A 9,456-nucleotide genomic window follows, 5' to 3' on the forward strand; every position below is an offset into this window, starting at 1 on the left:
CGCGATCCATGCCAACGCCCAGGCGATCGACCTGCGCGCGCTGCGGGAGCATGTGCACGAGATCGGCCACGTCACCGGCCTGCTCGACGCGCTCAACGCCAAGTCGGACAAGACGCACAAGCATGCGTTGAACGACCTTTCAGACGTCGACGCGCCGGACCCGGCGAACTACCACGTCATGGTTCGCATCGGCGACAAATGGGTCTCGGCCGCGCTCCTGCTGGGGCATATTTCGGGCTGGGAAGACACCGTCGATGCCAAGATCGACGGCAAGATCGCCGCGCTTGCCGGCGGGGCGCCGGCGACCCTCGACACCTTCGCCGAGATCGCGGCGGCGCTCGGCGAAGATCTGAACTTCGCCACCACGATCTCGACCGCGCTGGGCAACCGCTTGCGCTTCGACGACGTGCAGACGCGCACCGCTGCGGAGCGGACGCAGGCGCAGACGAACCTCGGCGGCACGGAAGTCGGCCGGGCGGTCTTCGGGTCGGCTGACAAGGCGGCAGCGCGGAATGCCATCGGCGCAGTGCCGGCGTCGCACCCCCATCCGATCAGCGAGGTCACCGGCCTTCAGGGGGCGCTGGATGGGAAGTCGAACAACGGTCATGGACACGTGATCGGCGAGATCAGCGGCCTTCAGGCCGCGCTCAACGGCAAGCTGAGCACTGCGGGGTTCGATTGGATTTCTACGGTCGGCATTGCATCGGACAACCCGAACGCTCCGTATGTGCGGCGCACTTCGACCGGCGAATTGGTGATGCTTCAGACCAACTTGGGATATACGCCGGTCACGACCTACGGTGCCAATCGCGCCTATTTCGGTTGGAACGGCGCCAAGGTCGTTGCTCAAATCGACAGCACCTATATGGGCGCGATCGCCTTTGAGGATTGGGTCAACGCGAACTTCGCCACCCTGACCAACGTCAACAACGGCTGGGTGTCCCAGCAGACCGCCGATGCGGTCGGCTCATACAGGTATTCGACGACGGCGGGGCCGAGCATCACGTTCGGCGGCGGCATCGCGGGGTCCAGCCTGAACGGCGCGCCTCCCGGCACGTGGCGTTGCATGAGCCACCCAAGCGCCAACGGATCGACCGCCGGCATCTTCGTGAGGGTTGCCTGATGTCTGAGGATGAAATCCCTGTGGAGCCGCCGGTGTACGAGGAGACGCCGCCGGCCGCCGCTCCGAGCCCCTATGAGATCAAGCCGGGCTCGGCCGTCTTCAATGCAGCGGGTGGCATCGACTGCGAAATCCGTCCGCCGCATCTCGATCTGCCCGAAGGCGACTGGCTGCCTTTCTCCGCGACGGAGAGCGACGCGAACGCGGCCAGCGCCGACGTCTACACCCGCCTGCTCGACGGCGAGGCCGGGCCGATCGCGCCCTATGCGGCTCCGCCGCCGACCGTGCCGGCATCTGTCACCCGTGCGCAGGCCCGCGTCGCGCTCTTCGAGGCCGGTCTCCTCGCCCAGGTCGACGCGGCCGTGGCGGCGCATCCCTACGAGCTGGTGCGCATCTGGTGGGCGGACGCCCTCAATATCGAGCGCAATCACCCGTACCTCGTCGCCATGGCCGTAGAGCTGGAGCTGACCGAGCAGCAGGTAGACCAGCTGTTCATCACGGCGGCGACGCGGGTATAGCGCGCGGCGCCGGCGTCATCGACAGACCGGCGGGACGGCTGTAGGGTCGCTCCCGCGCGGCCCTTCCTCTCTTCGCCCCGGCCGGAAGCGCTTCCGGGGCGATCCGGCCGGCGGCACGCGGTCTAGTGCCATCTCTCGCAGAGATGGCACGGAAGGCCGGCATGACCACCGAATATCTTCACGGCGTAGAGACGATCGAGGTGTCGGACGGCATCCGTCCGGTTCGCCGCGTGCGCACGAGCGTGATCGCCGCCACCGGCACCGCGCCCGATGCCGATCCCGATGTCTTCCCGCTCAATCGCCCGGTTGCGATCGCCGGTAATACCCGGCTCGCCGCGCAGCTCGGCCGTGCCGGCACGCTCTACGACACCGTCGCGGCGATCTATGCGCAGATCGGCGCCATCGTCTCGATCGTGCGTGTCGATGAGGGCGCCAACTTCGAGACGACCCTCGCCAATATCTGCGGCGATCCCATCGCCAAGACCGGCGTCCACGCGCATCTCTCGGCACCGGCGCTGATTGCGCTCAAGCCGAAGATCCACATCGCCCCCGGCTGGACGAGCCAGCGCCCGACCACGGGTGTCAGCGAAATTCAGGTCACCGAGGGCGGCACCGGCTACGCCACCGCGCCGACCGTCGTCATCACCCCGGACAAGGGCGCGAAGGCCGTCGCCCTTGTCCAGGGCGGCAGCGTGCAGACCGTGATCGTCACCCAGCCGGGGCTCGGCCACACCGCCCCGCCGGTGATCACCTTCGTCGGCGGCGGCGGCGAGGACGCGGCGGCGACGGCGGTCATCGGCACCACCGCGAACCCGGCCGTCACGAACATGATCAGCGTGGCGGAGCGGCAGCGCGGCATCGTGCTGGCGGACGGCCCGAACACCACCAACGACGCGGCCATTTCCTACCGCAACGACTACGGCTCCGACCGCGTGATGGTGATCGACCCGCACGCTCTTGCGTTCGACACGGCGCTCGCCACCAACGTGCCGCGCCCGGCCTCGGCCTACGCCGCCGGCCTTCAGGCAAAGATGGACAATGAACGCGGCTTCTGGTGGCCGTTCTCCAACCAGCCGATCGCCGGCATCACCGGCGTCTCCCGCCCGATCGCGGCGGACCTCTCGGATCGCAACTCCGAGCACAACTATCTCAACGAGAACGAGATCACGACGATCATCCGGGAGAATGGCTTCAGGTTCTTCGGGTTGCGCTCGTGCTCCAGCGATCCGGCGACGGCGTTCCTGTCGGTTCGGCGCATCATCGACGTCGTGCGCGACGAGGTGGAAGCCGCCTTCACATGGGCGCTCGACCGGCCGTTCTCGCCCCAGCTGGTGCGCGAGATCATCGAGAGCGTGAACGCCTATCTGCGCATCCTGAAGGCCGAGGGCGCCATCGTCGGCGGCGTCGCGTGGCTCAACCCGGACTTCAATCCGGCCAGCAACCTGATGGACGGCAAACTGACGATCGACTTCGACATCGAGCCGGTCGCGCCCATCGAGCGCCTGACGTTCCGCATTCACCGGAACCCCGACTACTACACCGAGGCGGTCGAAGAGATCGTCCGCGCAATCGCGGCCTGAGGAGGGGCGCATGGCTCTCAGCTACATCCTGCGCAACTGCTCGACCTTCGTGGATGGCTACGGCCTGCACGGCGCGACCGCGACGCTCACCGTGCCGAAGTTCACCGAGCTGAACGAGGAGCATCGCGGCGGCGGCATGGACGCGCCGCTGGAGATCGCCCTCGGCTACGAGAAGCTCGAATCCTCGGCCGAGCTGGTCGACGCCGATCCGCGCGTCATCAGCCTGTGGGGCCTGAAGCCCGGCACGGTGAAGGCGTTCACCCACAAGGGCTACCTCGTCGGCGAGGACGGCGCGGATCGCGCCGCCGAGTTCCACATGCGCGGGCGCATCAAGGAGCTGGACTTCGGCGACTGGGCGCCCGGTGAACTGGCCAAGCTCACCTACGCGCTCGCCCTCAGCTACGTGAAGCTGACCATGGGCGACGAGGTGCTGATCGAGGTCGACGTGATCAACGGCATCCGCTCCATCCGGGGCGTCGACCAGAACATCGCCATGCGCTCCGCGCTCGGCATGCTGTGAGGGACACCATGACCGCCTACACGCTGATCAGGCCCGTCGACGTCGCCGGCAAGAAGATCGCCGAGCTGCACTTCCGCGAGCCCACCTTCAAGGACCTGCGGCTGTTCGTGAAGGCCGTCCAGACGAAGGACGAGATGGAGGCGATCTCCGAGGCCATCTGCAACCTCGGCACCCTGACCCCGGCCGAGGTCGACGCGTTGAGCGTGCCCGACACGGCCAAGGTGTTCGGGATCATCAAGGGTTTTTTCGCGGCGTTCGAGGACGAGAAGCCCTCGAAGGAATGATCGCCGACTGCGCGGTCATCCTGCACACGTCGATCGAGTATTTCGAGGCGCTCCCGCTCGCCGAGCTGGAGCGCCACCACAAGCGGGCGATCGAGCGGTTTGAGGCGCTGGCGCGGCTGAGGTGATCCATGGACGCGATCTCGGTCGTTCTTCGTCTCGTCGACCAGCTCACCGGCCCGGCCCGCAAGGCGAAGGAAGCCCTGACCGGCATCGCCGATGCGGCGAAGGACGTCGCCGCCACCGCCGATGGCGTGACCAGCGCCACGGCGGCGGTGACGACGGCGACGCAAGCCTCGACCTCGGCCGCCGCCGCCGCCACCGCCGCCACCAAGGGCGCGACCAAGGCCGCCGAGGACGCGGCCGACGCCAGCAAGAAAGTCACCGGCGCCGTCACCGGCACGACCGGCGCGGCTACCGCAGCCGCCTCGGCCATGGCGTCGGTGGCGGACGCCAGCAAGGGCGCGGCGAAGGCCGGCAAGGACGTCGCCGAAAGCAGCCGCAAGGTGACGGCGGCGGTGCGCCAGTCCACCGGCGCGGCCGAGGCGGCGAGCCGGGCGACGCAGGGCCTCACCGCACGCCAGTTCGCCCTCGGCCGGGCGATCATCAACACACAGCGCCGGTTCCGTATCGCCGCGCCGCAGATCAACGCCGCCGGCCACCTGCTCGGGCTTTCCATGCGCGGCATGGCGCTTGGCATCGCCGACGCCGCCCGCACCACGGTCTCGCTCGGCCGCGCCGCCTACTGGGTCGGCCAGCGCGTCGTGGCGGCGACCGGGATCTCGATCGCCGGCGTCATCGCGCTCGGCCGCTCCTACGCCACCACGCTGGATGCGCAGGGCAAGTTCGCGAAGCAGACCGGCTTCAGTGTGCAGACGCTGCGCGAGCTGGGGTTCGTGGCGAAGCGTCAGGACATCCCGCTCGAAACCCTCAACAACGGGCTGGAGACGTTTCAGAAGCGCCTCGGCGAACTGAAGATGCGCCGGGGTGGCCTCGACAAGCTGCTCGGCCGGGTCGATCCGAAGCTGCGCGGCAAGCTCCGCGCGGAGAAGGACCCGTCGAAGGCGTTCGACCTGGTCGTCGACTCCATGAGCCGGGTGAAGGACCCGTCCAAGCGCATGGTGCTCGCCCAGGCGGCGTTCGGCGACGCCGGCGCCGAGATGGTGCGCATCGCGCTTCTCGGCGCCGAGGCCCTCGCCAAGATGCGCGAGGAGGCCCAGCGGCTGAACGGCGTGCTGGGCGAGAACGCGCTGGGCGAGGCCGAGCGGTTCAACGACGCGGTCGACAACATCGGCGACACCCTGCTCGGGCTGCGGGACTCCATCGCGGCCACCGTGCTGCCGATCATCACGCCGATTCTGGAGGCCGTGCAGGAGCTGATGCTCGCGAACCGCGACGCCATCGCGACCGGCATCGCCGATGCCATCGTGGCAATCAGCGAGGCGGTGAAGGGCTTCGACTGGGCGAAGTTCGCCGAGAATGTGCGCGCCGTCGCCGCCGCCGTGCAATGGGCGGCCGAGTCGGTCGGCGGGTTCGAGAACCTGCTGATCGGCCTCGTCGCCGTGCCGTTCATTCCGGCGATAGGGGCGATTTTGGCCGGTCTTGCAGGCATTGGCTCGTCCGTTCTTTGGCTCGGAAGGATCATCGCATCAGTTTTCGGCAAGGGCGGAATCGGTCGTGCCATTGCCGGTGCTGCCGTCGAGGGAGTAGCCGGCCTCGGCCGCATCGGCGGTGCCAGCCGCCGCGCGGGTGCGGATCTCGGCGGGCTCGGCCGGCGCGCGAGCGGCATGCGGCGCCTGTTCGCCCTCGGTGGCCTGTTCTCGATCGGCTCGATGATCCTCGACGATCTGACCAAGACCCGCGAGCAGCGCCTGCAGGCGATGCGGGAGAACTGGCAGTGGTGGTCGGATCTTGAACAGACTCTGCAGAACACCAGCGCCGGCCAGTACTGGCAGTCCATGGTCGACGAGGTGCAGCGCTGGAAGGCGGACATCGCGGCGACCCTGTCATCCGTCGCCTCCGATATGGTGGCGGTCGGCAAGAGCTGGGCAACCAGCCTCGGCGAGGGCTTCCGCGCCGGCTGGCAGGAACTCGTCGGCTGGCTCTCCGGCGCCGTGGCGAACATCAAGGGCATGATGCCCAGCTTCTCGCTGCCGGACTGGCTGGGCGGCAGCGATGCGCCGGCGGCGACGCCCGGCGGCGAGACGGGCGCCGCCCCGCAGGCCGCGCCGAAGACCATGGGCGACGTCGTCAACAACGTCGACCAGAGCCGGCAGACACAGCAGTCCGTGTCGGTGACGAACAACGTCACCGTGAACGCCACCACCAACGCCTCGCCCGCCGCCATCGGCGCCGCCGCCGCCGGCGCGGCCGAGCGCGGCACCCGCCGCGCCATGGGCGGGCTGCATGACGGCGGCGAGGCCGGATCGACCTATCAGGGGGCGCCATGAACGTGCTTATGGGGCTCGGCCCCTTCCGCTTCGAGGTGACGAAGCATGCCTATGAGGAGCTGGACCGTCAGGTCGGCGGACGCTGGGTCGAGGTCGAGCGCATCGGCCGGCGCCCTGCGCTGCAGCACATGGGCGCAACCAAGAGCACCATCACCCTTTCCGCCACGCTCTATCCGCAGTTCACCGGCGGGCTCGGTCAGATCGAGAAGATGGGCCTCTCGGCCGAGACGGGCGAGGTGCACATGATGGCCGCCGCCGTGGGTGCCATCGGCCGGCCGCTCGGCCGCTGGGTCATCGAGGAACTGGGCGACCGGCAGAGTTTCTTCACGGCGGACGGCTCGCCCCGCAAGGTCGAGGTCTCGATCACGCTGGGGCGCTACGGCGAGGACGGCGACGGGTTCGCGGGAGGGCTTTGGTGATGAAGGTGACGTCGCTTCAGGGCGATCCGGTCGACCTCGTGGTCTGGCGTGAGCGCGGCACGGTCGACGGGCTGGTCGAGGCCGTGCTCGACACGAACCGGGGGCTGGCGGCGCGCGGCGTGGTGCTGCCGATCGGCACGACGGTGACGCTGCCCGACGCGCCGGCGTCGCCGGTGCGCAAGCCCACCGTGAAGCTGTGGGACTGACATGCGGCCAGCATGGAGGGTGATGGCCGGCAGCACCGACGTCTCGGCCAAGCTTGGCGACCGCCTGAAGCGGATCGACATCACCGACGTGGACGGCGTGGAGAGCGACACACTCGAACTGGAGATCGACGATCGGGACAACGCCGTCGAGCTGCCGCGCAAGGGCGCCATCCTTCGCATCTGGATCGGCTACCGCGAGACAGGCCTCGATCTGATGGGCACCTTCAAGGTCGACGAGACGGGCGTCGAGACGAACCCCGCCACCATCACGGTCCACGCCAAGGCGGCGGATGTGAAGGACAGCTTCAAGGCGCAGAAGACGCGGCACTGGGAGAACACGACGCTCGGCGAGATCATCGCCAAGATCGCCGGCGAGCACGAATTGCCGCCGAACGTCGATCCGCAGATCGCCTCGCGCCGGATCGGCTACATCGCCCAGACCGAGGAGAGCGACCTGCATTTCCTGACGCGGCTCGGCCGGCGCCACGACGCGCTGCTCGCGCCGAAGAACGGCAGCCTGATCGGCGTTCAGCGGGGTGGCGGCCGATCGGGCTCCGGCGCCGCACTTGGCGGTCTCGTGCTGCGGCCGGGCGATGTCACCAATGCCCGCGCCACCGACGGCGACCGGCCGAGGCATGCCGCCATCGAGGCCGACTGGTACGACCGCGACGGGGCGGAGCGGCGCACCGTGGTGTTCCAGCAGCCGGATGCGGAGGGGGCGATCATGCGTCTGCCGCACCCCTACCAGAGCGAGGAGGAGGCGCTGCGGGCGGCCGAGGCGCGCGGGCGCGAGCTGGGCCGGGCCGAGGGCTCGCTGTCGGTCGACATGCCCGGCCGTACCGATGTCGCGGCCGAGATGCCGGTCACCATGGAAGGCTTCAGGGACGGCATCGCGGGCCGCTGGACGATCGAGCAGGCACGCCATTCCATCGAAGGCGGCGGCTACACCACGTCGTTCGAGTGCGGCAAGGGCAAGGGAGGCGGCGACAACACGTCGGGCGGCGGATCGGGCGGAGGCGGGGGCTTCTATGATTAGTGACGTGCTGGCGGTTGCCCGGTACTCTCGCGCCGCTAGGTCAAGGGAGACGGGACATGAAGCCATCGGACAAGAATGCCCTTTGGGGGTTTACTGTCGGCGCAGCCATAACCGGGGGCCTTTGGTGGTTCCTGCCCTTCTTTCACTGGGGTGTTTATGTGGTCGTCTGGTTGATGGTTTCCGGCTGGGCGATCATGGCAGGCGCAGCGTTGGGCGCGGCCGAAAGGACGATGGACGGCGAATAGCATTCCCTTGGCCATCAGGGTGACGGGGTCCGGGTTTCCCCGGCGCGGGCTGGTTTGGCGACGCACCCCGCGAGCGGCCACACGACATAACCGCAACCCCGCCCCTTCGCTCTGGCGAGCCCGGCGAGGTCGCACGACTCGGCTACCAGAGGCAATGGAGAACATTCGCTGCGGGTGCGGCGCCCTCTTGTTCCGCGCCGGTCATGGAGCGATCCATGGCAAGATCGAAATCAAATGCCGCCGCTGCGGCACGCTCAACTCCCTGAGGCCGGCAGAGCCCTCACCAGAACGCCGCGAGCGTCTTTCAGAAAGAGACGCATGCGCATCCACCGTGAGAGGATAGGCAACGCCACCCTCTATCTCGGCGACGCACTTGAGGTGCTCGCCACTCTCGATCCCGGTTCCTTCGGCGGCGTGCTGACCGATCCGCCCTATTCCAGCGGCGGGGCCAGCCTTTCCGCCCGGTCGCAGCCGACCTCGGCGAAGTATCAGTCGTCCGAGCATCGCGGCCTCTACCCGGAGTTCCAGGGCGATACCCGCGACCAGCGTTCCTATCTGGCGTGGTCGACGCTCTGGCTCGGCCGAGCGCGCGAGCTGGTCCGGCCGGGGGCGATCTGCGCCACCTTCACCGACTGGCGGCAGCTGCCGGTGACCACCGACGCGATCCAGTGCGCCGGGTGGATCTGGCGCGGCGTGGTCCCTTGGGACAAGACGGAGCGCGGCCGGCCGCAGCTCGGGCGCTACCGGGCGCAGGCCGAGTACGTGGTGTGGGGCACGAACGGGGCGCGGCCGCTCGCCGGCCCGGTGGCGCCGGGAGTGTTCCGCGAGCCGGTGCCGAAGACCAAGCACCACATCGCCGGGAAGCCGGTCGGGCTCATGTCCGGGCTTCTCAGCGTGATGGACGGGCCGGTGCTCGATCCGTTCATGGGCTCCGGCACGGTCGGCCTCGCCTGCGCTGAACGGGGGCTGGAGTATGTCGGCATCGAGGTCGAGCCGGCCTATTTCGAGATCGCCTGCCAGCGGCTGAGGGAGGCGGACAGAGCCTGCGCCGTCACCGCCTCGGCCGACTGGGGTTCGGCGC

General features: G+C 68.8%; 13 protein-coding genes. All 13 read left to right on the forward strand.

Annotation, left to right across the window (positions count from 1 at the left end; all coding sequences use genetic code 11):
* Positions 1-1,123, forward strand: a 1,123-nt coding sequence (locus STARVERO_RS22485; RefSeq protein ID WP_244616999.1) for a phage tail repeat domain-containing protein, incomplete at its 5' end; no start/stop codon positions are given.
* Entirely contained in the window at positions 1,123-1,638 is a 516-nt protein-coding gene (locus STARVERO_RS22490; RefSeq protein ID WP_159602304.1) for a hypothetical protein, read from the forward strand. The genes STARVERO_RS22485 and STARVERO_RS22490, both read left to right, overlap by 1 nt.
* A gap of 161 nt (positions 1,639-1,799) precedes the next feature.
* Entirely contained in the window at positions 1,800-3,218 is a 1,419-nt protein-coding gene (locus tag STARVERO_RS22495; RefSeq protein ID WP_159602306.1) for a phage tail sheath subtilisin-like domain-containing protein, read from the forward strand.
* A gap of 10 nt (positions 3,219-3,228) precedes the next feature.
* Positions 3,229-3,738, forward strand: a complete 510-nt coding sequence (locus STARVERO_RS22500) for a phage major tail tube protein (RefSeq protein ID WP_159602308.1) — start codon at positions 3,229-3,231, stop codon at positions 3,736-3,738.
* Between the two features lie 8 nt (positions 3,739-3,746).
* The gene (locus STARVERO_RS22505) at positions 3,747-4,022 is read left to right on the forward strand and encodes a phage tail assembly protein (RefSeq protein ID WP_159602310.1); all 276 of its coding nucleotides are present in this window, start codon (positions 3,747-3,749) and stop codon (positions 4,020-4,022) included.
* Positions 4,019-4,147: a hypothetical protein gene (locus STARVERO_RS23765; protein ID WP_280178171.1), complete on the forward strand. Its 129-nt coding sequence runs from the start codon at positions 4,019-4,021 to the stop codon at positions 4,145-4,147. The genes STARVERO_RS22505 and STARVERO_RS23765 overlap by 4 nt, the downstream gene beginning before the upstream one ends.
* A 3-nt stretch (positions 4,148-4,150) precedes the next feature.
* The gene (locus STARVERO_RS22510) at positions 4,151-6,469 is read left to right on the forward strand and encodes a hypothetical protein (protein ID WP_159602312.1); all 2,319 of its coding nucleotides are present in this window, start codon (positions 4,151-4,153) and stop codon (positions 6,467-6,469) included.
* Positions 6,466-6,888 (forward strand): phage tail protein, encoded by a 423-nt coding sequence (locus STARVERO_RS22515; RefSeq protein ID WP_159602314.1) that lies wholly within the window; start codon positions 6,466-6,468, stop codon positions 6,886-6,888. The genes STARVERO_RS22510 and STARVERO_RS22515 overlap by 4 nt, the downstream gene beginning before the upstream one ends.
* Positions 6,888-7,094: a tail protein X gene (locus STARVERO_RS22520; RefSeq protein WP_159602316.1), complete on the forward strand. Its 207-nt coding sequence runs from the start codon at positions 6,888-6,890 to the stop codon at positions 7,092-7,094. The genes STARVERO_RS22515 and STARVERO_RS22520 overlap by 1 nt, the downstream gene beginning before the upstream one ends.
* A 22-nt stretch (positions 7,095-7,116) precedes the next feature.
* Positions 7,117-8,130: a phage late control D family protein gene (locus STARVERO_RS22525; protein WP_159602318.1), complete on the forward strand. Its 1,014-nt coding sequence runs from the start codon at positions 7,117-7,119 to the stop codon at positions 8,128-8,130.
* 56 nt (positions 8,131-8,186) lie between these two features.
* Positions 8,187-8,375, forward strand: coding sequence for a hypothetical protein (locus tag STARVERO_RS22530; protein ID WP_159602320.1), 189 nt, complete (start codon positions 8,187-8,189; stop codon positions 8,373-8,375).
* 154 nt (positions 8,376-8,529) lie between these two features.
* Positions 8,530-8,718, forward strand: a complete 189-nt coding sequence (locus STARVERO_RS23885; RefSeq protein ID WP_159602151.1) for a Com family DNA-binding transcriptional regulator — start codon at positions 8,530-8,532, stop codon at positions 8,716-8,718.
* Positions 8,694-9,456: DNA-methyltransferase (locus STARVERO_RS22540; protein WP_159602322.1), on the forward strand; the 763-nt coding region annotated here is incomplete at its 3' end. The genes STARVERO_RS23885 and STARVERO_RS22540, both read left to right, overlap by 25 nt.

It is taken from the genome of Starkeya nomas, from assembly GCF_902703545.1.
Classification (GTDB): domain Bacteria; phylum Pseudomonadota; class Alphaproteobacteria; order Rhizobiales; family Xanthobacteraceae; genus Ancylobacter; species Ancylobacter moscoviensis.

Coding starts and splice junctions, on each gene's coding strand:
- STARVERO_RS22500 (WP_159602308.1), top strand. CDS start 3,229: ATGGCTCTCAGCTACATCCTGCGCAACTGCTCGACCTTCGTGGATGGC.
- STARVERO_RS22520 (WP_159602316.1), top strand. CDS start 6,888: ATGAAGGTGACGTCGCTTCAGGGCGATCCGGTCGACCTCGTGGTCTGG.
- STARVERO_RS22510 (WP_159602312.1), top strand. CDS start 4,151: ATGGACGCGATCTCGGTCGTTCTTCGTCTCGTCGACCAGCTCACCGGC.
- STARVERO_RS23765 (WP_280178171.1), top strand. CDS start 4,019: ATGATCGCCGACTGCGCGGTCATCCTGCACACGTCGATCGAGTATTTC.
- STARVERO_RS22505 (WP_159602310.1), top strand. CDS start 3,747: ATGACCGCCTACACGCTGATCAGGCCCGTCGACGTCGCCGGCAAGAAG.
- STARVERO_RS22530 (WP_159602320.1), top strand. CDS start 8,187: ATGAAGCCATCGGACAAGAATGCCCTTTGGGGGTTTACTGTCGGCGCA.
- STARVERO_RS22525 (WP_159602318.1), top strand. CDS start 7,117: ATGGCCGGCAGCACCGACGTCTCGGCCAAGCTTGGCGACCGCCTGAAG.
- STARVERO_RS22515 (WP_159602314.1), top strand. CDS start 6,466: ATGAACGTGCTTATGGGGCTCGGCCCCTTCCGCTTCGAGGTGACGAAG.
- STARVERO_RS22490 (WP_159602304.1), top strand. CDS start 1,123: ATGTCTGAGGATGAAATCCCTGTGGAGCCGCCGGTGTACGAGGAGACG.
- STARVERO_RS23885 (WP_159602151.1), top strand. CDS start 8,530: ATGGAGAACATTCGCTGCGGGTGCGGCGCCCTCTTGTTCCGCGCCGGT.
- STARVERO_RS22495 (WP_159602306.1), top strand. CDS start 1,800: ATGACCACCGAATATCTTCACGGCGTAGAGACGATCGAGGTGTCGGAC.